Genomic DNA, 20,549 nt, shown 5'->3' with positions numbered 1-20,549 from the left:
GTGTTTCGGCGTGGGGGTCCCATCATTTCAATTCATTGAAATCAATGGCCTGAAGGGATCCCGACGACGCCGATGGGGGTCATTTTTCGATCAGCATTCACATCGTGCGAACTTGGCTCGCCTTGACCGAGGGAGCTTAGGGCTCCCAATCGAGCCGCTCGGCGTCCTCATCGTGGCGGCGCGCCTCTTCCTCGTAACTATCCGCAAGGCTATCGAGAGCCTTCGCGGTGCGAGGATGTTCATAGGCGAGCTCCGCGGCGAATTTGCGGTACTTTGCTGCCTCGTCTCGCTCTAGATTGCCACCATCCCGCGGCAATCGCGAAGTGATACCACGCCGATTTCGTCTCCCGATCCAAAAGCCGTCGAACATCGGCTTGCTGTCAAAGTCGTCGATGACCTCGCGCACCGCCTCGGCAGGCCAAACGGCGTCAGTGCCATTCGGCGACGCAGAGAGCATAGCGCCGATACGGCTGTCGGCGATGTCGCCGCGTCCAGCGGTTTTGGCAAGTGAACGCGCCTCTTTGATCCAAGCCTTCAGTACGGCGGAGTCGATCGTGCCATCTTCGCGGGTCCCTGGAATTCGGTTCCAAAGTTCAAGCAGTCGGAAAGCCTGCGTGGCGACCGTTTGCGCCCGTTCCGGGTCGGTTTGCTCGGGCTCGACAACACCGCTGTCCTCGCTAGGCCTATAGACTGCGCGGAGCATTTCGATGAAGAGTGACGGTTGTTCGGAGAGCGCCGTTAGCAAAGCCTTTGGTTGCCTGCGAGAATGCTGTAGCAGCGGCAGATAAGCCCATTCCAATCGAGCGAGGGTATCCGTCGCAACCTCTGCTTCTAGCCGATTGAGGATTTCGATGACATGGTGCTGGAACATCGTCACTTCGTTGCCGTCGCTGTCCTCCCCAAAAGGCTGTTTCACCGCCTCCGTCAGCATCGTCATCACGAGATCGGTTGGCAGTCGACGTTGCTGGTCGCGGCCCGCAAGGTGCACGGCGTGCCGCGCACGACCGACCGCGATCAGCTTGCGCACCGCAAAGGCAGCGGCATCATTGTCCTCTTCTATCCAGAGGATTGGCGCACGTTGCCAATACACCCGCGCGATCGCCTCGCCGGCCTGCGTTACCTGATCCCAGGTCCAACGCTGCTGGGGCAGCGCGCGCAGGATAGCAAGTAGCGCTGTATCCCCCCACTTCTTCTTGCGCGCTTTGGCGATAAGCGCCGCGGCCCACGGCTCCTTTCGATCTCGGAACACGGAGATGACCAGGCCGTGAGCAACGTCGCGCTCGCGCGGATCGTCGCTGCGCAAGCACGCTTCCAGAAGTTTATTGATGTCCGGCTCATCAAGACCGACTTCGAAAAGCGCCTTGCCGATGAAACCGGCAGTCGATACTAGACGAGCTAGCCGGAGGATTCCGTCGATGCCCTGTGTGGAGAAGATGTTCCTTGCTGCCTGCCGTCGCGCTTCGTCGACTTGGCGCTCGTTGGCCTGCCAGCCCTGATGCGACGGGTTTGGCAGGCTTACTGATGGTTCGAACAGCCACGCCACTTGCTCAAGCACATCGGAGGGAGCCAACCGGTCATGGATGGCCGCGAGACGATCAAGCTCCGCTGCGGGTAGCGACCAATCGGCATCGGCAAACTGCCGATGATGGTGGAGCAACTTGCGCAGGCCGGTCCATAGCTCTGACCGATCTGATTGGGTCTTGATCCGCGGCTCAGCCTTGTCGAGGAGGTCGATGGCTGCATCGCGATTCGGCGCTATATCGGCGAACCGGTCGAGCAGATTCAGCCAGCGCGGAACGTGCAGACTAACGTCAGCCAGGATGCGTTCGCTGATGGCGGTGGCGCCGCGCGCGATGAGCGGCCAGGTCACCGCCTCTATCTTGTCGACCGTAAAGTCGCGCCAACGTGGGTCCGGCGAAGGACTGGATGTATCATGTCCCCGGGGCAGCACGTTCAGCATCAGCACGTTCAGCATCAGCTTCCAGGCCGCATCGCTCTCGCGTTTGCGGGTCAGGTCCAGAGCGCGCAGGCGCTGATCGAGGGTCGCATAAGTTTGCGGCGACCAGAGCAAGTGTATTTGGCGAAGGCTGTTAGCCGGACGATTCATGTAGCGACCGGGCGGGTTATCGATGGCATCCAGCCTCGCCAGCACCAGCGTCACTTGTGGCAGAAGCTCCGGCGACCAAGCCAGCGATTCGAGAGCCCAAAGCAGGTCAGACAGGTGTTCCGTTCCGGCCAGGCCTCCCTCGTCCGTGCCAAACAACGCGCGAATCGGCGGATCATTTTGATTAAGGCTGTCCTCGATGGCCGTGAGGAAGGCGCTTGGGGAGGCTTCCGCGAGCAGTCGGAAGGCGCGCGAGAGCGACCACCAGCGTCGTTTGTCGGCATCCTTCAAAAGCTTGCGGACGATGGCGTCCGCGCGCCGATGAGCGTTCGGCATTGTTTGAATCTTGTCGCCCCACAGGGCGAGCAGGATCAGCACTTCGCCGACACCATGGCGCAGCAGTCCGGAATAGTCAGGGCGAACCCCTCGGACTGAAGCCATCCAGCGATCATCCGGGTCTATGTCGTAGCGGGGATCGACCGAGCCGAGAATTTCCTGTGCCGCCGCCTCGAAACGGCCGATGTCGGCCGCGGTCAGGTATGGTGCCAGCAGCAGCCATGCGTCGGGAGGCGAGGCGACCCGCCAGGTCGAGCCAACCTTGCGCAGCGGGCTGTCGAGCTCGCCGACATATCGGGCGAGTTCGCCGGCGACGTCGTCATAGGGTTCAGCCGCCAATTGGGAAAGCTTGACCTTGTCCGCCTCGGACTCGTCATCCCATCCCCCAGCGAGCAGCGCCGCTAGCAAGGCGCGCGGTGGCGCCTCTTGCGCCCAGTCCGGAAGCCGACCCGGCGCTGTCGGAATCAGCCGTCGAAGAACGGCAAGATTTCTCGCGCTATCGCGCGCAAGCGCGTGCGCCCGCGCCTCGGCGACACCGGCGTCGATCAGCGCGCTGGCGATGCCTTCACGGGAGGGGCGCGCCAGCTTCCGGACCTCGCCAGGTGACACGGGGCGATCATCGTACGTCTGCAACACAAAATGTCCGCGGTCCGCCAGACTGCGCGCGAGCCCGGGGTTCGGTTCAGTGAGCACGAGGATCAGCGGCGCAGGCGCATTCGCAAGTGCGCGAGCGGCCGCGGCGTCAGTTACGACGAGGCACCGCGCGCGGTAGTGGGCGGCCGCCTCGTCCGGCAGCGTATTCAATGTGGCGTAGAAGAAGGCGGCGGCTTCCTCGGTCGTGGTCGCCTCGATAGAGAGAACCGATGGCTCACCGCGGAGCCAGCGCAGAATTTCGGCAGCGTCCTCGTCCCGGTCGCTCAGAACCAGATCCTCGGTCAGCGGCCACTTGGTGGCGAGCGACCACTCTTCCCAGACCTCTTCGAGCTGACGCGTGCCGGGTGGCCGTTTATTGAGGCGTGTGGCCAGCCACAATCCGACGGCGGGCGTCTGTTCGATCCAGTGGACGAGGTCATCGGCGTCATAGACCCGGACGGCGCGCCAAGGACCCTCGATCTCTCGGGCCTCGGCCCATTCACTCTTCTTCGGCCAATGACGGGGGGTAACAAAGATGTAGGTGGAGGTCGCAGGCTTCAGCGGCGAGGGTTTGGCTGTCCTTTTCTTGTAGTCTTCAGTCGCCTTTTGCGCGATCCCTCCGCGCTGACTGCCAATTTCCCAGCCGGCCTCGCCTTGCGGGACGTAAGCGCCTCCTTCGGCGGCGAAGGTACGACCGTCCCAGCCCGAATATCGGATTCCTTCGTCCGATGGGAAGCGGAGCTCGACCGAGGGCCCGGAGGTGGCACGGATGAGATATGCCAGCAGAGTGGGGAGGCTCGCCGCGCCATCCAGGCGGTCTGCCCAGATAGCTAGATCTTCGGCATCCACCCAGCGGATCGGTGCGCCTGGACGCTCGGACTTGGCGATTTGGGGGATCGGAGGGCCGATCACCGCGCCGGTCGTCAAGAAGTTGATGCCAGCGGCTTCCAGTGCGTCGCGGATAGCCTGGGCATTATTTGCCACTGGCGCGCGTCGACCTCGTTCAAAGTCGGCTATTGTCGAGGTCGCCACGCCCGCGTTCTTGGCGAGGTCCCGCTGGGACCAGGCCAAGAGCGCGCGCGCGGCGCGTACGTGCTTTGGGGTCAGTTTGATATTGGGACTGGACGGCGGCATGTCATACGAAATATATGACGTCAGTTACGATTTCCCAAATGTTCTTTATCGTCGGCAAGATGTATTATTTGCCGACAAACGATAACAAGATGGCGAAACGTCATATAAATCATCGCGAGCGTGCCCTCAGCCTGGTCCAGGATCGAGGCATCGCCCGCGCGCGCGATTTCAAGGCAGCCGGTATTCCGCTAATCTACCTGAAGCGCCTGACGGACAGCGGGGAACTCGTTCGACTCGGAAGGGGACTCTACCAGGATCCGGAACGGGTAGGAGAAGACATCGCCCATAATCTTGCCGAAGCCGCACGGGCGGTTCCCAATGGCGTCGTCAGTCTTGCAAGCGCGCTACGACACCATGGGCTGACCACCCAACTGCCGCACGCCGTCTGGCTGACCATCCCGCACAAAGCCAGGACCCCGAAGGCCGATGGCCTGCCGCTCGAGATCGTCCGGGCGACCGGTGAGGTGCTCACGGCCGGTGTCGAGCATGTGCAGGTTGAAGGTGTCGACGTTCCGATCTACGGCGTGGCGAAGACCATCGCCGATTGCTTCAAGCATCGACGCCATATTGGCGAGGATGTCGCCATCGAGGCGCTGCGTGATGCGCTTCGCATGCGGAAGACGACGGTGGCCGAGATTCTGCGATACGCCGAGATCGATCGCGTGGCCGAGCGTATCCGTCCCTATCTCAAAGCGCTGCAATGACACCCAAACCTCTTAAAAACATCAGGGCCTCGATCCGCCAGCGCCTCCTCAATCATGCTAAAGCGCATGGTGACGACTATCAGCGAATCCTCACGCGCTACGCGATCGAGCGGTTACTTTTCCGATTGAGCCAGACGGAAGCGCGAGAGGGATATATCCTCAAGGGCGCTATGCTCTTCGTGACCTGGCCAGAACAAGTCTTCCGGCCTACCGGTGATCTCGACCTTCTCGGACATGGAGATCCCGACTCTGGCGCCATCACCGAACTGTTCACCCGCATCTGTCAGGTCGAGATGCCGGCCGACGGCATCATCTTTGACCCGTCCACCTTGCGGGTGGAGGAAGTCCGCGAGGAGGAAAAATACCAAGGCGTTCGATTGACCCTGAGTGGCCGCTTGGGTACGGCGGTTATTCCTGTCCAGGTGGATATCGGCTTTGGGGACCGCGTCTATCCCGCGCCCAGCCGCAAGAATTTCCCTAGCCTGCTTTCCGATCTGCCTGCGGCCGACGTTCTAATGTACCCGCCCGAGACCGTCGTGGCAGAGAAATTTGAAGCGATGCTTCGCTTCGGCGAAACGAATGGCCGGATCAAAGATTTCCATGACATCTGGGTCACGGCGCGCACCTTCCCTTTCGACCTCTCTACTTTGGTTGAGGCCATCGCCGGCACCCTGCAAAGGCGGGAGACCACTGCACCGACGCAGATGCCGGTGGCGTTGACGCCGCAGTTTGCTGAGATGGCAGACAAACAAGCGCTCTGGGCAGGGTTTTTGCGCCGCAACCCGCCGACACTGCAGCCGCCGCCATTCGGTGAGCTATTGACGGAGTTGCGTCGATTCTTCGAGCCGGTACTCACTGCTCTCGGTTTGCCAGAGAGCGCGAGCGGTCGCTGGAACCCCGACCGCAGCGCCTGGGAGTAAATGCAAACGGAAGCGAGCCTAGACCGACGTCATGGCATTGTTCGCACGCAGATCCTTGCAACGCCCACTTGGCGAACTCAAGAATGTTCTATCGGCACTGTGGCGACTCTTGAGCGACAGGAGGCCCATCGTGTGGGCCAACAGATGGCGAGAGAGCGCGGCCTGTCGTGCTTTCCAGCAAATGCCGGCGAGTATGTCAGCGGCCGCCTCGCTGCCGTCGCCAGTCTCGTCAGCGGATGCTTCGCCATGATTGACAACGGCTGGCCTTTCAGCTTGGGCCCTGGCAACCCCCTCCTCGAGAAGCGCATCGGCCAGCACATCAGCGGCCTCCAGCGCGACGACGGTGGCATCGAGTGGACATTTGGAAGAAACCGGGGGCTGCGGCTGTAACGCAGTCCTGATGAAGGCGGGCCTGCTCCCAGCAATTGGGCCGGACCACCGCCGGCCCTATCAAGGCTGGCGCGTGCCGCGCCCTCGCTTCGCGGCTGGCGGCCTTGACAGGCCGTCGGCGGCCCGGCCTGGGCTCGCCGTGCAGGTAAGGGTGATGGAAGCATCGCGCTTCAGTTCTCTCGGTCACGCTCTGACGGTGTCTGATGACGCGCGCGGACCGCGACGGACCAAAGGTGTCACTGCATGTGCGACGACAGAAACACCGACTCCATTCAGACGGATCAGTAGACCGCGTGTCCACAAGCCGTCATTTGCACTGTTGGACTGCTCGGCCTCGAGATCGGCCAACTCGAGATAACACCAATCGTGTAATCGCGGCCCTTTGGTTCCGGCTCCCGCCGACAGACGCTTCCAGTCAGATGAGCGCCGCGTCCGGGCTATGTCTGCAGCCGTACCAGCGACCGGCGGTCGCTTGCCCCAGGATCGAAACACATGAGCACTGCTGATCCCGAGCACGTAGCCTTTGCCTGCCCGACGTAGTTGCTGTTCGATGTCGCCAACACCGTAGACCGTATCACCGGCAACCCACTTAAATGGTACAGACGCGGCTATCGCGCGGGCGATCATTCTCGCGGCAAGCTTTGGTTTGGTGGCAAAGCCGGCATCAGGGGGCACGTATGCAGCTTCCAGGCGATCCGGATCATCGGTCCATTCCTTCGGAAGATACAGCGCGCGATCGATGAACCCATGACCGTGGCGCGAAACGTAGGAAGCGAAGACTCCGATCTGGCAGAGTTCGTGATCTTGCCCGCCGAACCAGTGTATTGCCGCACCACCCCGCATGACGCCTTGCCCTGCTTGAGAAAGCCGGTCTCGTCGATCACCAGCACCGCATCGTCATCCGCCAAATGCTCGATGACATAGTCACGCACGATGTCGCGCAGGGCATCGGCGTCCCAACCCCCGCGACCCAGGATCGCCTGCTGGCGCCATGGGCCGGGATCGCCAGCCGCTTCCGCGCGCATCCAACCGGTCTTGCGTTGTTCATCTCCAAGCAAGCCTTCCAGGAACAGGCCGGCATTCGTCGCAACACGCTCTTGCGTGAACAACGGACGAATCCGCTTCTTGATCTCCCGAAGCGACGCCGCCCACAACGCAAGCGTTTCCTCTATCGACGCTGCCCGCGTCCACGATCTCCGAATCATGGTTGCCCATGGATTCAGAAGCGTTCCGAAAAGACAATTGTAATGCTAGTGGTTCATCACTGTGGTTTTGACTCTTTGGGAGCAACCGGATAGGCGCGACCGAGTTTGGCGCGGGCTTTGTCGGTTGTGAACATCCATTTGATGCGGTCTCGGACTTTGTTTCGCTGCCGTTGCCATGCTGCGATCTCTTTTCGGAGCCTTTTGGGATCGTCGATACGACGGCCGAGACACTGGCGCTGCAGCACGCTGATCTCGCACTCGACCATATTAAGCCAGCTGGCGTGTTTCGGGGTATAGTGGAACTCGAGGCGGCGCAGGATGCGACGGGCCTCGGCAGGCGCAAATGCCTGATATAGCGCGCCGGCGGTATGGATCGACAGATTATCCTGCACGACCCGGATGCAGGCGGCATCGGGATAATGGACGTCGACGAGCTCACGCATGCAGTGGGCGTAGTCTACGGCGGCGCGGCGCTCGGTGACCTGGACGTTGCGCCAGCCGCGATGCGGATCGAAGGTGACGAAGAGATTGACGGTGCCGTTGCGGCGGTACTCGTAATCGTATCGCTCGCGCTGTCCCGGTTGGGCCGGGATCGGCTGGCGCACCTCGCCGATCAGCTGGACGGGGGTCTCGTCGAAGCAAAGCAGCGGCCGCTCGGGATCCGGCGCCTCGGCGTAGAGATCGAGCACGTCCTCCATGCGGGCGACGTACTCGCCGTCGACCTGGGGAATGCACCACATGTCCCTGCGCCAGGGCTTGAGATCGTTCTCGGTGAGCCGGCGGCGCACGGTTTCGCCCGACAGGCTGTCGTGATCGGTGAGCTTGACCATCGTGTCGGCCAGCAGTGTCAGCGTCCAGCGTTTGCGGCCAGCTGGCGGCTTGGCACATGCGGTCGCCACCAGCAGGGCCTCCTCTTTGCCGGTCAGCTTGCGCTCTGCGCCCGGACGCGGCTCCTCGCTCAAGGCCCGCTCCAGATTGCCTTCCACGAAGCGGCGCTTGGTCCGGCCGACAGTGGAGAGGCTGACCCGGACGGTTCGGGCAATCTCTGCGTCAGAACTGTCCCCATCGGCCGCCAGCAAAATCTGAGCCCGTTTGAGTTTGCGGGCGGCATGCTTGCCGCCGCCGAGCATCGCCGTCAGTTCGTCCCGCTCGACTTGGCTCAATTCCACCCGATAACGTACATTCATGCTTCGCCTCCTTGTCGGAGGCCGGGACGAATCCAGCTATGAGTCAAAAATCAGGCGTGCACTTCACCGAGAAGCAGGGGCACTATCTCGCTTTCATCCATACCTATTCGTACATGTTCGGACAGCCGCCCGCCGAGGCCGACATCCAGCGCCACTTCCGCGTCAGCCCACCGTCAGTTCACCAGATGATCGTCACCCTCGAACGCAACGGGTTCATTCGTCGCAAGCCTGGCGTCGCACGAAGCATCGAGATCCTCTTGCCACCCGAAAACTTGCCCATCCTCCAATGGCTCGGCATCAAAACGTCAAAATCACTGTGATGAACCACTAGTCGGCCGTCGGATGCCAATTCCGTCGCCGCAGCCTATTCCCGCCGAGTGACAGCGATCAGCGCCCTCATTTTAGGACCGCTTGTCGTCGTCGCCGAACGACTCCTCCAGCCGGATCAGTGTGGTCGTCAGTTCCGTCAGCTTGCCGGGATCCTCGGTGGCCGACCCAGCTACCGAGGCAATCATTGTGTTGAAGCCGTCACATTGCTCGCCTTCTGTAGCCGCCAGCAGGTCGCGGAGATCACAACTTTCGCCGGATGGCGCGGAGGGCTCCTGTTCGAGCGAGAGACGTTTGGCGGCCGTTTTCGCGCTCGCGGCGTGGTTCACGCGCCCTCTTGCAATCGGCAAGGGCGCTGGAAGGGGAATAGCCTCGGGCCCCGCGTTCTTCCCGGCCGGCGCCTTCTTCGCCGGCGTCTTTCTGGGCGGACTTTTCCGGGGCCGCGCGGGCGCCGGAGCGGCAGGCACGGCCTCGGTCGCCTGTTCAGTCGCCGTCGCCAGGTCGAACGCGCCGCCGAGCGGCCCGTCCTTCCATTCCCGCAACACCGGCAATGCCGGGGGCGCGCCTTTCGCAAGTTCGTAGAAGCGGCGATAGGGCTTGTCCTTGTAATGTCGGATCTTGGTAAGCTCGAACGACCGCGAATTCTTCACCATCAGGATCGACTTTTTCGCCGACATTTCGCGCAGCTCCACCGGGCTGCGCAAAGGCCGCGCGGTGAAATGCGGCGCCCAGGCGGTGGGCGCGAAGATCCCCTGCCCCGGCCGGGTCACTGGCGTCTTGTAGACTACCGTCGTCTCGCCGAGCATTTCGGAGACGAATTCCGAGGTCTCGAGATCATTGATCTGGACGAAGAGTTTGATTTGTGAGCCGGAGACGGTGGTAATCCGCGTGCTCTTGCCATAGAGCTCGTCGAGCTGGGAAATGTCCTGCATGACGATGCACATGCGGAAGCCGTAGCCGGCCGAGATCGTGATCTTGGAGATCAGCGAATCCAAGCGCCCGACGTGGTAGAATTCGTCGAGCATGAGCAGCACCTGGTGCGGCTCGTCGGCGTCTGGCAGCCTCACCATCATCAGATCGTGGATCTGCTGGAACAAGATGCGGATCAGCGGCCGGAAGATGGCAAGTTCCGCGATCGTGCAGCCGATAAAGATCGTCATCGGCCGGCGGCGCAACTCGCCAATGTCGAAGTCGGAGGTCTCGGTCGCGGCCGAGATCAGCCCGTTGTTCCACAAGCCCATCGCCATATTGACGTTGAACACCGCGGAATTGCGCGTCTCGGGCTCGAGCGCGATGTACTGGTTGAAATTGTCGACGACCCAGGCCGGCAGATGCGGGCGCTCGGTCTTGACGATCGCCCGCAGCACCGAAGAAATGTCCTTGCCCGTCGTCGTCATGCGCGCGACCGAGCGCATGTGCTGCGCGCCGGCCAGCAAGGGCGAGGAAAGCACGTAACCGATCAGCGCCGAGAGCAGAAGGCGGCCGGCGCCGGCCCAGGTGTCGTCGGCCTTTTCAGGCATGATGAAGGAAGCGACGACGAGGCAATCGGTTGCCATGCGCTCGTCGCGGCGCACGAAGTCGAGCGGGTTGTAGCGGTGGGTGTCGTTCGAGCCCGGCGAAAACATGAAGACCTGATTGCCCATGGCCTTGCGATGGTTGGCGAGCGCCGCAAAATTCTCGCGCTTGGGGTCGAAGAACACGGCCGAGCCCTGCCAGAGATAGCCATTCGGTAGCACGAAGCCGGTGCCTTTGCCGGAGCGCGAGGGGCCGACGACGAGAATATGCGCCGGCTCGTCCGAACGGATGGTCGCGCCGCCGAGGAGGCCGAGCACGATGCCCTGTTTGGCCATGAGGCCTTGCCGCGCCGCCTCCATCAGCGTGCCAAAGCGGGCCTCGCCGTAGGGCATTTGCTTTCGATTGACGAAGGCGAAAAGCCAGCCGGCGAGGCCGAGCACAATGACGCCGCCGGCGGCGAATCCCGCGCGTATCAGCGCCTCCCCCTGCGTGGGCGGATAAGCGAGGCGCGCCTGAAAATGGCGCCAGGCGATGAACAAGGTTGCGACGCTATGGTCGGCGTTCTGTGCTCGTAGCAACACCCAGCGCGCCGCGCCCTCGCCGGGAAAGCGAGACGGTGCCCAGCGCAGGCCGACGACGATTTCGTAGGCGAGGCTCCACAGCAGGAAGAAAGCGACGACACAGAGGATCGCGACGCCGATCCTATTGGCCGCGACCCGGGCCATGGCCGCCTCCCCTGCCCTCGGCCCGCCATTCGGCGAGCTTTGAGAAATAAACCGCCGACGTCCCGCGCCAGCCGCCGATTTTGGTCTGCTGGATGACGATCGGCAGCACGGACTTGATGTAGTCGACGATCTCGTCGCGCCTGAGCCCGAGCCCCGCCTGCATGACCATCAAAGCGAGCTGCTCGAAGGCGCCGAGGGGACTGTCGGCGTGAACGGTGGTGATGCTGCCGGGATGGCCGGTATTAATCGCACGGAGGTAGGAATAGGCCTCGGCGCCGCGGATTTCGCCGAGAAAGATGCGGTCGGGGCGCAGGCGCATCGAGGCTTGCAGCAGCGATTCCACAGTGACGCGCGCCTCGCCCTGGTCGCCTTTCGAGGCGACGAGCGGCAGATAGTTCTGCTGTACCGGCTTGACCTCGCGCGTGTCTTCGATGGTGATGATGCGCTCGTCGCTCGGCACTTCCTTCAGGACCGCGTTCAGAAAAGTGGTCTTGCCCGACGAAGTGCCACCCGAAAGCAGGATCGAATAGCGATTGACGACGGCGAGGCGAATGAAGTCCTCGATGCGGCCGGCGTCGAGCTTTTCGCAAAGCCGCCGGTCGATTTCCGAGAGCGCGCCTTCCGTCACCGTCGTGACATGATCGAAGGAACCGAGTTTTCGGTAATCATCGAGACCCATCTCCTTGATCACCTGCTTGCGGATGGCGAAGGCGCCGCCGGTCGTCGCCGGCGGCAGCACGCCCTGAAAGCGCTCGCCGCTTGGCAGCGCCGCCGAGAGCAGCGGATGCTCCTCGTTGACGCTTTGGCCGGAATGGCCGGCGATTCGCTCGGTCAAATGCCGGATCGCCGCTTCCGTCAATTCCGGAACCGCATAGCGCTCCATCGCCGATCGCCCGAACCGCTCGACCCAGACCTCGCCGGGGCCATTGGCGCAAATCTCGACGACCTGATTGTCCTCGAGCCAGGGCCGCAGCGGCTCGAGCGCCCTATCGAGAAAGATGGTCGGGTTTGCTGCTTGAGCGTTCACGTTTGATCTCTCGGAGAGCCTCCTTCACCGGATCGGGATAAAAGGAAGAAAAATCGAGGTCCCGCCGCACGAACACGACGATGTGCGTGCCTTGGTCGAGATAGATGGTCGGCGGAATGTTGATCGAGTTCTTGAGCGCGTCCTGGGCCATATAGGTCAGGGTCTGCGAGACGTTCTGGGCGGCGATCTCGCGCGCCTTCAGGTTCAGGCCGTTCTGGACCCCGGTTTGCGTCGTCGTGACGAGCCCGGTCGCCGGATCGGTCGTGGTGATCGTCGTCCCACCATTGGCGAAAGTCTGTCCGTAGCCGCTCAGGAATTGCGAGACGCCGCCAACGATCGACAGCATGATCGCCGAGCCGAAGCGCTCGAGGTAATGATCATCGACAAAGCCAGCGTTGCCGGCGCGGCCGAGATCGTCGGCGCCGTTCGAGCCGAGCTGCACCGACACGCCGTCGGAGCGTAGCATCCTCGTCCAGACGACAAAGACGCGGGTTTGCCCTTGAGCGATGCCCGACTTGTATTCGCCGACGAGACGGCTGCCGGCCGGAATGAGAATGCGGCGTCCGTCGAACGACCAGACGTTCTCGGTCACGACCGCACGCAGCATGCCCGGCAGATCGCTTTGCACTGCAGTCTCCAGCGCGCCGCGAATTATTGTCCCCTGCGCGACGAGGGCGTCAATCCGGCGGTTTTGGATTGCGCGCGCGACCTCGACGCCGGCACCGCCGACCGAAGCGAGGAAGCGACGGTTCGGATCGTCGTCAGGGCCCGCGCCGCGTCCGGCCTCTGCGGCCAGCGCCCCGTCGCTGTTAGGGACGGCGTTGTCAGAAATCACCTGGGAGCTGCGCAAACGCTCCCATTTGCGGCGTTCTTCCTCGAGCCGCAAGCGCTCGAGCTCGGCGAGGCGGCGCGCCTCGTCGTCGTTCGGCGCGACAAGCGCCAAAGGCGGCTCGGGTGGCGGCGGCGCTGGCAGCGCCATCGGGGGCGCGGCGGGCGGCGGCGGGAGAGCGGGATCCGCTGGGACGGCCGGTGCCTGCGGAAGCTGAATCGTCGGCGGGCCGGCCTCAAGCCTCGCCGCCTGCAGAGAGGGCGCCGGAAACTGGGTGGTGGTGAACTCTTCCTTATCCGGCGCGGTCATGGTCGCGCGCGGGCGCTGAAGCGAGCCGTGGATCATCCAGCCGGCGACCGCGAGCGCACCGAGCGGCACGCCGAATTTCATCAGATTGCCGAAGGCGGTTGAGCCGCGGGCGACGGCGGTGGCGGCCGCCGCCTCGAGTTCGAGCGCGCGATAGTCTTGCGGGGTCGGCATGGCGCGTCAGCCTCCCGTTCTCACGGCGCCCACGCGCTGTGGCGCATAGGGCTCGAGCCCATTCGGCTCATGCAGGTTGGTCAGCCGCCTGTTGAAAACGCAGGTCGATTCCGGCCCGTTGCGCAAGGTCCATTGCGGGCTTACCTTGTCGACGACGACATAGGGGCCCTCGGTGCGGAAATTGATCAGGCTCTCATTGCGCTCGGCGTCGACGATATAGATCGCCGGCGTCTCGCCCTCGAAACGGAACCAGGTTTTCGTTCCGTCATCGAACACCGCAACCGGCCTGTTGGCGGATGAGCCCTTGTAGCCATAGTCGCTGTTGGCGTTGGCGATATTGAGCGCCTTCAGACTCGGATAGGCCGCGCGCTCTTTGGCCGCGGCAAGAAGACGCGCGTCGGCGTCGTCGTCCGGAAAGCGGAAGCGCACTTCGTAAAGCTGGCTCGTCGGCGGTTGGGTGTTCGAACGCAGGATGAAGCTATAGACTCGTCGGTCGGTGACGACGTTGAGATTCGACTGGGCGTTCTTGTCGACCGGCTTGACGAAAATGATGTTGCCCTTGTGATTGGGCTCGACCTTCCAGGCGAGCGAATCTCCGAGCGCCAAAGTCTCGATCTTCTCGTCGGGCTGCAGCTCGATCATCGTCGAGGTGCCGTAGGTCGCGTCGATCGCGGTGACATTGTCGCGGTTGTAGACGACATTGCGGATGCGCGGATCAGTGCGTCCGGGCGCCGGGATCGCTTCGGCGCGGGCGGCGGGGATCGTGATGGCGAGCGCCAAGGCGGCGACGGAAGCAATGCGACCGCCGCGTGAAACGAACAAGGTCATTATTTCTGCGCTCCGATCGCGCCCGGCGAGGGAGCGGTTTCCTGATCTCGGCGATATTCGAGCACCTGGAAGCCGAGCGGGTTATCGAAACGGTACTCGTTGCGCATTGGCGCCGAGGTGTAGCGGAACCGCACCAGCGCGACCCAGTTCCGAGCAATGGCGTTGGTCGGCGTCTTCTCGTCGGTCGAGAAGCGCACCAGCGCCGTCCGGCTGTTGGGGAAGGTCACCGATTTAATCGCTACGGCGACCTCGGTGTTGGTTCCATAGATTTTGACTGGGTTCTGCGGATTGGCCGGCGAATAGATCTCGGTGAGATCGCGCGCCGCCTCTTTGGCCGCGAGCAGCTGCGCCAGGTCGAAATTATCCTTGAGCGCCTTCGGATCATAGGTCTCGCGCGCCTTGACATAGCGCACGACATTGAAGGTCGTGACCGCCTCGTCCTGGGTCAGCGGGCCTTCGGCCATCGGCCGCTTGACCTCGACGAAGCCGGTCGTCTTGTCGACGACGACCATGTAAGGCTCATAGGTCTTGAGCGGCACGAGCAGCGCCAGAATTGCGAGGAGTCCGAGCGCGACGAGCGTCATGACCGCAGCGACCGTCCAGGCGAGAGCGCGCGCGTTGCGGTTTCGGCGCGCGATGTCGTGCTCCCAGGTCGCGCCCTCGACGTAATAACGCGGGTCTATCGTTTCCGGGGCCAATTTCACATTGTAGTTCATGCCTTAGCCCCCGTTCTGCGCCGGGGGAACGCCCGGATGCTTGATCTGCTCGGCGAGACGCCGGAATTCCGGCGTCTGCGCCCAGGACGCCGCCCGCGATCCGACCCGCGCCCGCTGCCGCGCGGCCAATTCCTCGCGGTGGGAGACCGAGGCAGGGTTCAGCGGATTGCGGAAGGCGAGGCGGGCGCGGTTCGCGGTCATGCCGAGCCGGTAGCCGCTGACGGTCGCGAGAAACGCTCCGATGCGCGGGCTGTAGATCGGCACGCCGCCGGCGATCGAGGCGGCGACATGGTTGATCTGGGCGAGCAGCAGGACTCCGATGATCGCGAGCAGGACGACCGGCCCGATCGTCGCCCAGGTCGCGGATTTGCTGCTCGCGACGCCGTTCAAGGCGTCGATCGACTGCTGGATCAGCGAGACATAGAAGGCGAGGAAGGCGTAGACGAGCACCTGAACGAAGAAATACTGCGCGAGCGCGCCGAGCCAGCTGGCGAAAAACCGGCTCGTCACCCCGAAGAGCAACAGCAGGATGAATACCGGCGCGAGCGCCAGCAGCAGCCACATGAACAGTTTTGAGAGAACGATCAGGAACAAAGCGAAGCCGATCAGCAGCGCCATGACGAGATAGAAGACCGCGGCGAAAATATAGGGGCCCCAATTGGTGATGCCGGCGTTCTGCAGGAAGGCCTCGGTTGCGCTGTTTGTGGTGTCCCAGATGTTCTGCAGCGCGCTCTGCACGCCGTTGACGGAATTGAGATTCGCCGAGGTCCCAGTGCCGTTGGCCGAAGTCACGGCGCTAAGCAGCGCGTTGCCGATCGCCGAGGGGCCCTGGTTCATGAAATTGTAGACAAGTGCCTGGAAGTCGCTCCATTTCGTCGCCATGGCGTAAATGAGAAAGGCGCGCAGCAGCCGGAAGGCGTGGTCGGCAGGCCCGCCGGTCGCCGTGCCGTGCCAGACGCCGACGCCCCAGAAGATCACGTAGAGCGTGAGCAGCAGGCCGGCAACGCCGGTCCCGCCGCCGGAGGTCGCGGCGTTGGCGAGCGCCTGATAGGCCGTCGAGACATAGTTCTGACCGATCTGGTCGACGGACGAGAGGAGCGAAGTGATGTTGAACGTTGCCATTTACTCCGCTCCGATCGGCCGCATCGGGCCGCAGGAATCGATCGCTTGTAGCGGCTCCGGAAGGGGAAGCGCAGGTGGCGGATAAGCATAGGCTAACGGCGCCCCGCCTTCGTCAGGCGAACACGGCGCCTTAAGCGGCCGGTAGGCGCAGCCCGACGAGGCCAGGGCGGCGAGAAGGGTTGCGGCGAGCGCCGGGCGGGCCCTCACTTCGCCACCTCCGGCCGTTGGGTGAAGGTCATCGCCCGTGTTGCGGCTTTGGCGGCATCCTCTTCGGCCGGGGCCGTCGAAGAGCCCATCTGCTGCCACCACGAATGCGGTTTTTCGGCAAGCGCAAGCGCGCCGAACAGCGCGCTGAGGGCTGCGGCTGCGGCAATGATAGTTCGTCGCAAAAGTTTTATTTCAATCTTCATGGCGCGGTCGTCGTTTTCGGCTGGATGGCTCATTGGGTGAATTTCATCGCGCGGGCGGCGGCCGATTCCGCCGCGATGCGGTCGAGATTGGCCTGGTTGGCGGCGGCGGCGGCATTGTTCACGACGCCGTTCAATTCGTTGATGGTCTGGCCGGTCTGGATCTGGACCTGCGTGTTCTGGTCGATGCTGCCCTTGAGGTCCGGCGCTCGGCCGATCTGCTGGCCGCCTTGGGTGAAGGCGGCGGAGCGGCTCTGCACCGCCCCTTGGGTCGAATTGATCAGCCCCGAAAGGGTCGCCGCCACATTGACCGAATTCTTGTACGCCGCGTCGACCGGGTGGGTCTGCCCGCCCTGGCTCAGGCCGGTGATGGTCTGGACGAGCTGCAACCCGTTGATCAGCGTCGAGACGATGTTCTGCGAATTTGCGCCCATGCCGGCAAACGACAGGGTCCCGCCGGAGATCACCGAGCCGAGCGAAGGCGCCTGCGCCATGGAAAAACCGCCGCCGAGCGCCATCTGGGCGAGGCTACCCTGAGCGACCGACGCCCGGTCGCCGGTGACGGCCTGTAGCGTCTTCTGAGTGTACTGGAGGATCTGCTGATCGGCGGTCAGAATCTGCTGGGTGCTGGTCGCGATCTCCTGCGCCTTGGTGAGATTGGGGCTGTCGATGACCGGGACTTGCGCCTTTGTTTCGAACGCGAAGGCGCTGCAGGCGAACGCCAGCATCACGGCGAATGGTCGAATGATCGGCATGAGGACCTCTTAGCGTGCGCCGGATTGGGCGGTGGCCGCCGCCCTCGCTGCGTCCTGGACGCCGGCGAGAAAGAGCAGGATGTCGCCATTGCCGCCGAAGATGCGGACGGCGGGATCGGCGGGCGTCCCGGATCCGATCATTCCGACCGGGCAGAGCGGCGCGCTGCCGGTCGAGACCTGTGGTGGCGTCGCGCGCATGGCGATCGCGGCGCGGCTTTGATCGCCCACGAGCGCCAGTTCGCACGCGTTGAGCGCCGTGACCCAAAAATTCGCCGAGCCAATCGCGCCGTTCCAGGCGAGATTGTTCTGAAGCCGCGCCGCGCTATTCATGTCGAAGGCGCCCATGAGGGTCGGGGCCAAGCCCACTTGCGCTCCCACCGCCTGAAACGCCGCTTGCGCTGCTTGAAGCGTCGAACGGCTGGCGTTGATGCCGGCGACAACGTCGCCTGTCGATTTGAACAAGGTCTGACTATCGAGCCTGGCGCCCTGCGCACCGGCTTCCGGCGCGGCCGGCATGTCGGGCGCATAAGGTTGGATCGCCTTGGCGCCCGCGCCCGCCTGCGGCTGCACGGTCGGATCGGCGACATTGGCCTTCTTGCCGGTGGAGACCGCGCAATGGACGCCGCGATCGGCGTCCTGCCGCTGATTGCTGAGCGGCACGAGTTTGACCTTCAGGCTCGCCGTTTTGGAATGCTGCGTCAGTTGCGCCGCGTCGATCGTCGGAATGTCGGCGCACGCCGGCGACAGGGGGCTGCAGAGCGTGACGAAAAGGGTGGGACCAAGCAGCGCTCTCATGGCTCGCCGCCCCCCATGAAAATCGGCAGCCAGACGTTCGGGTCGTCGCCGACGCAGCTACGCAATTCTTCGAGCTCCGCGACCGTCTCGGTGCGGCCAGACAGAACCTTGATAATGTCGGGCATGCCGGAAAGATTGAGCCTGGCGACCACGCTGTCGCGGCCATGCTTGATCAGAAATGATCGGCTTTCCGGGGCCGTGCTCCTTATCCAGGCGACCTCCCGCTCCGACAGCCGGAACGCCTTGCGGTAGCTCTCGTCGTCGGCTTTGGGATTGGGGAAGAACACATTGGTCGCGGTTTGCTCGATCAACGTGTTGGCCGAGCTCGAGCGCACGATGTCGGCGGCCGATTGCGTGCCGAAGCCGATGATCCCGTTCTGTTTGCGGATGGTCTTGAGCTTGTCCTTGATGAACAGGGCAAAGACCGGGTCGTCGAGAAGCAGCCAGCCCTCGTCAAGGAAGATCATCACCGGCTCGCCGGTGAGGAGTTCTTCCGTGCGATGGAAAATATACATCAGCGCCGCGGTCCTGATCGTCGGATCGTCGAGGACGCGGGTCATGTCAAAGCCGAAAATGTTTTTCAGCGAGAACTGGTCCTGCTCGTTGTTGAACAGCCAGCCGCGCTGATCGTGGCGCATCCAGCTCTCGAGCCGGGCGAGAAGATCGTGTTCGCCTGCGCGGATGCGCCCGCGCAGCAGGGTCGAGAACGCTTGAAGCGTGCGCCCCTCGGGGCCGCCGCCGAGCGCCGCGCCGATCGCGTTGCGGATTACCTGTTCTTCGCTCGCCGTGAGCTCGCCGCCGTTTGCCGGCCGCAGCATGAAGCCGAAGAGGTGGAACAGGAATTCGCGATTCGGCGCCGTGTCCGGCAGCGACAAGGGGTTGAAGCCGGTCGGCTCGCCCGGCGTCAGAACTTCGTATTGCCCGCCGATGGCGCGAATGAAGATTTCGGCACCGCGGTCCTTGTCGACGAACAGAAGTTTTGGCCGCGGCGTCACCCGTTGCGATTGGGCCGAGATGAAGGATAGGAACACGGTCTTGCCGGAGCCAGATGGGCCGACCACGGTGAAATTACCGAGATCGCGGATGTGATGGTTGTAGTAATAGGCGGTCTGCGACGTCGTTTCGAAGATCGAGATCGCCGGCCCCCAATGATTGCCATCCGGCCTCCCGCTCGGATAATTGTGCAGCGAGACGAAGCCGGCGAAATTCTTCGATGAGATCACCGATTTTCGCGCGATGTAGGCGAAATTGCCTGGCAGTTGCGCCCAGAAGGCCGGCTCGCAGTTCAAATCCTCGCGCGTCCAGATTACCGAGCGGTCGGTCAGGGCCGCGCCGACGGCGGTGGCCGCCGCGCCGACCTCGGTCATGGTCTGGCCAAGGCACAGCACCGTCATATGATGCTCGCCATAGATGGCTTCGGAGGCGAGGAGTTCGTCGCGGGCCTCATCCAGATGTTCGGCGACGATCGAGCCAGCCTCGTCCGACATGTCGACCTGGCGCGCGACGCGGTCGATCTGTTTCGCCGCCTCCGGCCGGTCGATGATCGCAAAACTCTGCGTCGCGATGAATTCGTGCGGGACGCGCAGCAAATTGTCGAAGGAGCCGGGCCCAGTCTGGGCCGGATATTCGCGGATCGAAACGATCGCGCTGAACCGCGAGTCAGATTCGCCTGCGCCGCGGATTTCGATCGCGTTCTTGCCGAAGAAGAGGCGCTTCATCGACAGGGCGTCGCAAAGCGCCATGCGCGGCAGGTGCATCGGCCGCGGCAGGCCCCCGTTGACGAGCTGGACCAGGAATTCCAAAGGCTCGGAGAACCAGACGCCGTCGCGGCGCACGACGCCGAGCTGGCGCGCGCCATAGGCGGCGAGATTTTCCCGAACCGCAGTGACGGCGTCCCTGAGCTCGTTGAGCGCGGTCTGTTCGGCGACCGAATCGCCGGCCGCGTCCTTGCGGCCGAGGAGCGCGGTCAGCAGCGTGTCGAAGGTTCCCGCCTGGCCCTGCAAGGGGCGGCGGACTATGGTGAGGTAAATATCGTTGACGAACATCCGCCGTTTCGACAGCGCCGCGTCGTAGCGCTCGTCGATCTCGCGACAGAGCGCATTGTCGAAGGTCGAGTCGATGCGCGGCTGCACCTCGCGCCGGATGATGTGGCTGACGAGGGCGAAGCGGGAATTGGCGAGCGTGCGGACGATGTCATTGCGGGCGAGCAGCCGCGAATTGACCTCGCTCATATCAGCGGTCTCGAAGGAATAACCTTCGAGCTTGAGGAAGGCCATGACCAGGCCGTCGCCGGTCTTGACGATATGGTCGTCGACATGGCGCGTATAGGGGATATGCGACGCGACCGGGCGCTCGCCTCGCGCGAGAGCGCCAAAACTCAGCTCGTTGAAGAGAGACTTCGCGACCATCG

16 protein-coding genes and 1 pseudogene are annotated in these 20,549 nt (G+C 63.3%); 4 read left to right on the top strand and 13 right to left on the bottom strand.

Translation table 11 applies throughout. The features are described from left to right. Window positions 1-136 precede the first annotated feature (136 nt). Complete coding sequence (locus NLN62_RS52055) at window positions 137-4,207, bottom strand: helix-turn-helix transcriptional regulator (protein WP_254114373.1); 4,071 nt, start codon at window positions 4,205-4,207, stop codon at window positions 137-139. 89 nt (window positions 4,208-4,296) lie between these two features. Between NLN62_RS52055 and NLN62_RS52050 the strand changes: the two genes are divergently transcribed. The 3 genes from NLN62_RS52050 to NLN62_RS52040 are packed head-to-tail and all read left to right on the top strand — an operon-like array spanning window position 4,297 to window position 6,221. Further along, window positions 4,297-4,911 carry a type IV toxin-antitoxin system AbiEi family antitoxin domain-containing protein gene (locus NLN62_RS52050; protein WP_254114372.1) on the top strand — a complete coding sequence of 205 codons (615 nt, stop codon included), beginning with the start codon at window positions 4,297-4,299 and terminating at the stop codon, window positions 4,909-4,911. Continuing rightward, complete coding sequence (locus NLN62_RS52045) at window positions 4,908-5,831, top strand: nucleotidyl transferase AbiEii/AbiGii toxin family protein (RefSeq protein ID WP_254106598.1); 924 nt, start codon at window positions 4,908-4,910, stop codon at window positions 5,829-5,831. Before NLN62_RS52050 ends, NLN62_RS52045 begins: the two co-directional genes overlap by 4 nt. Further along, on the top strand, window positions 5,832-6,221 hold the full coding sequence (locus NLN62_RS52040; RefSeq protein ID WP_254106597.1) for a DUF3363 domain-containing protein: 390 nt from the start codon (window positions 5,832-5,834) through the stop codon (window positions 6,219-6,221). Window positions 6,222-6,497: 276 nt separating this feature from the next. Here NLN62_RS52040 and NLN62_RS52035 read toward each other — a convergent pair. Further along, window positions 6,498-7,426, bottom strand: a pseudogene (locus NLN62_RS52035) (IS701 family transposase); the annotation flags it as partial. A gap of 56 nt (window positions 7,427-7,482) precedes the next feature. Next, window positions 7,483-8,613, bottom strand: coding sequence for an IS630 family transposase (locus NLN62_RS52030; protein WP_254113977.1), 1,131 nt, complete (start codon window positions 8,611-8,613; stop codon window positions 7,483-7,485). A gap of 38 nt (window positions 8,614-8,651) precedes the next feature. Between NLN62_RS52030 and NLN62_RS52025 the strand changes: the two genes are divergently transcribed. Further along, window positions 8,652-8,933, top strand: a complete 282-nt coding sequence (locus NLN62_RS52025; protein ID WP_254113978.1) for a LexA family transcriptional regulator — start codon at window positions 8,652-8,654, stop codon at window positions 8,931-8,933. Between the two features lie 81 nt (window positions 8,934-9,014). On the opposite strand, the gene NLN62_RS52020 is transcribed toward NLN62_RS52025, so the two are convergent. The 10 genes from NLN62_RS52020 to NLN62_RS51975 form a co-directional block, all read right to left on the bottom strand. Next, window positions 9,015-11,180: a type IV secretory system conjugative DNA transfer family protein gene (locus NLN62_RS52020; protein WP_254114371.1), complete on the bottom strand. Its 2,166-nt coding sequence runs from the start codon at window positions 11,178-11,180 to the stop codon at window positions 9,015-9,017. Continuing rightward, window positions 11,158-12,207, bottom strand: a complete 1,050-nt coding sequence (gene virB11, locus NLN62_RS52015; RefSeq protein WP_254114370.1) for a P-type DNA transfer ATPase VirB11 — start codon at window positions 12,205-12,207, stop codon at window positions 11,158-11,160. The genes NLN62_RS52020 and virB11 overlap by 23 nt, the downstream gene beginning before the upstream one ends. Continuing rightward, on the bottom strand, window positions 12,167-13,516 hold the full coding sequence (gene virB10, locus NLN62_RS52010) for a type IV secretion system protein VirB10 (protein WP_254114369.1): 1,350 nt from the start codon (window positions 13,514-13,516) through the stop codon (window positions 12,167-12,169). The genes virB11 and virB10 overlap by 41 nt, the downstream gene beginning before the upstream one ends. 6 nt (window positions 13,517-13,522) lie before the next feature. Continuing rightward, a complete protein-coding gene (gene virB9 / locus NLN62_RS52005; RefSeq protein ID WP_254114368.1) occupies window positions 13,523-14,344 on the bottom strand; it encodes a P-type conjugative transfer protein VirB9 in 822 nt (273 codons plus the stop codon). Continuing rightward, window positions 14,344-15,060, bottom strand: a complete 717-nt coding sequence (locus NLN62_RS52000) for a virB8 family protein (protein ID WP_254114367.1) — start codon at window positions 15,058-15,060, stop codon at window positions 14,344-14,346. Before NLN62_RS52000 ends, virB9 begins: the two co-directional genes overlap by 1 nt. Before the next feature lie 3 nt (window positions 15,061-15,063). Continuing rightward, complete coding sequence (locus tag NLN62_RS51995; RefSeq protein WP_254114366.1) at window positions 15,064-16,182, bottom strand: type IV secretion system protein; 1,119 nt, start codon at window positions 16,180-16,182, stop codon at window positions 15,064-15,066. A 203-nt stretch (window positions 16,183-16,385) separates the two neighbouring features. Then, a complete protein-coding gene (locus tag NLN62_RS51990) occupies window positions 16,386-16,625 on the bottom strand; it encodes a hypothetical protein (RefSeq protein WP_254114365.1) in 240 nt (79 codons plus the stop codon). Then, complete coding sequence (locus tag NLN62_RS51985; RefSeq protein WP_371933196.1) at window positions 16,622-17,317, bottom strand: type IV secretion system protein; 696 nt, start codon at window positions 17,315-17,317, stop codon at window positions 16,622-16,624. The genes NLN62_RS51990 and NLN62_RS51985 overlap by 4 nt, the downstream gene beginning before the upstream one ends. A 36-nt stretch (window positions 17,318-17,353) precedes the next feature. After that, window positions 17,354-18,139: a hypothetical protein gene (locus NLN62_RS51980; RefSeq protein WP_254114363.1), complete on the bottom strand. Its 786-nt coding sequence runs from the start codon at window positions 18,137-18,139 to the stop codon at window positions 17,354-17,356. Beyond that, complete coding sequence (locus tag NLN62_RS51975; RefSeq protein ID WP_254114362.1) at window positions 18,136-20,547, bottom strand: VirB4 family type IV secretion system protein; 2,412 nt, start codon at window positions 20,545-20,547, stop codon at window positions 18,136-18,138. Before NLN62_RS51975 ends, NLN62_RS51980 begins: the two co-directional genes overlap by 4 nt. Between the last annotated feature and the right edge of the window lie 2 nt (window positions 20,548-20,549).

The organism is Bradyrhizobium sp. CCGUVB23, assembly GCF_024199885.1.
Taxonomy (GTDB): Bacteria; Pseudomonadota; Alphaproteobacteria; order Rhizobiales; family Xanthobacteraceae; genus Bradyrhizobium.
This window is presented reverse-complemented; position numbering and strand designations above follow the sequence as displayed.

Excerpts from the sequence above, each read along its gene's own strand:
- NLN62_RS52025 (WP_254113978.1), top strand. The coding sequence starts at position 8,652 with ATGAGTCAAAAATCAGGCGTGCACTTCACCGAGAAGCAGGGGCACTAT.
- NLN62_RS52000 (WP_254114367.1), bottom strand. The coding sequence starts at position 15,060 with ATGAACTACAATGTGAAATTGGCCCCGGAAACGATAGACCCGCGTTAT.
- NLN62_RS52040 (WP_254106597.1), top strand. The coding sequence starts at position 5,832 with ATGCAAACGGAAGCGAGCCTAGACCGACGTCATGGCATTGTTCGCACG.
- NLN62_RS52045 (WP_254106598.1), top strand. The coding sequence starts at position 4,908 with ATGACACCCAAACCTCTTAAAAACATCAGGGCCTCGATCCGCCAGCGC.
- virB9 (WP_254114368.1), bottom strand. The coding sequence starts at position 14,344 with ATGACCTTGTTCGTTTCACGCGGCGGTCGCATTGCTTCCGTCGCCGCC.
- NLN62_RS52030 (WP_254113977.1), bottom strand. The coding sequence starts at position 8,613 with ATGAATGTACGTTATCGGGTGGAATTGAGCCAAGTCGAGCGGGACGAA.
- NLN62_RS52020 (WP_254114371.1), bottom strand. The coding sequence starts at position 11,180 with ATGGCCCGGGTCGCGGCCAATAGGATCGGCGTCGCGATCCTCTGTGTC.
- NLN62_RS51980 (WP_254114363.1), bottom strand. The coding sequence starts at position 18,139 with ATGAGAGCGCTGCTTGGTCCCACCCTTTTCGTCACGCTCTGCAGCCCC.
- virB10 (WP_254114369.1), bottom strand. The coding sequence starts at position 13,516 with ATGCCGACCCCGCAAGACTATCGCGCGCTCGAACTCGAGGCGGCGGCC.
- NLN62_RS52055 (WP_254114373.1), bottom strand. The coding sequence starts at position 4,207 with ATGCCGCCGTCCAGTCCCAATATCAAACTGACCCCAAAGCACGTACGC.
- NLN62_RS52050 (WP_254114372.1), top strand. The coding sequence starts at position 4,297 with ATGGCGAAACGTCATATAAATCATCGCGAGCGTGCCCTCAGCCTGGTC.
- NLN62_RS51995 (WP_254114366.1), bottom strand. The coding sequence starts at position 16,182 with ATGGCAACGTTCAACATCACTTCGCTCCTCTCGTCCGTCGACCAGATC.
- NLN62_RS51985 (WP_371933196.1), bottom strand. The coding sequence starts at position 17,317 with ATGCTGGCGTTCGCCTGCAGCGCCTTCGCGTTCGAAACAAAGGCGCAA.
- NLN62_RS51990 (WP_254114365.1), bottom strand. The coding sequence starts at position 16,625 with ATGAGCCATCCAGCCGAAAACGACGACCGCGCCATGAAGATTGAAATA.
- NLN62_RS51975 (WP_254114362.1), bottom strand. The coding sequence starts at position 20,547 with ATGGTCGCGAAGTCTCTCTTCAACGAGCTGAGTTTTGGCGCTCTCGCG.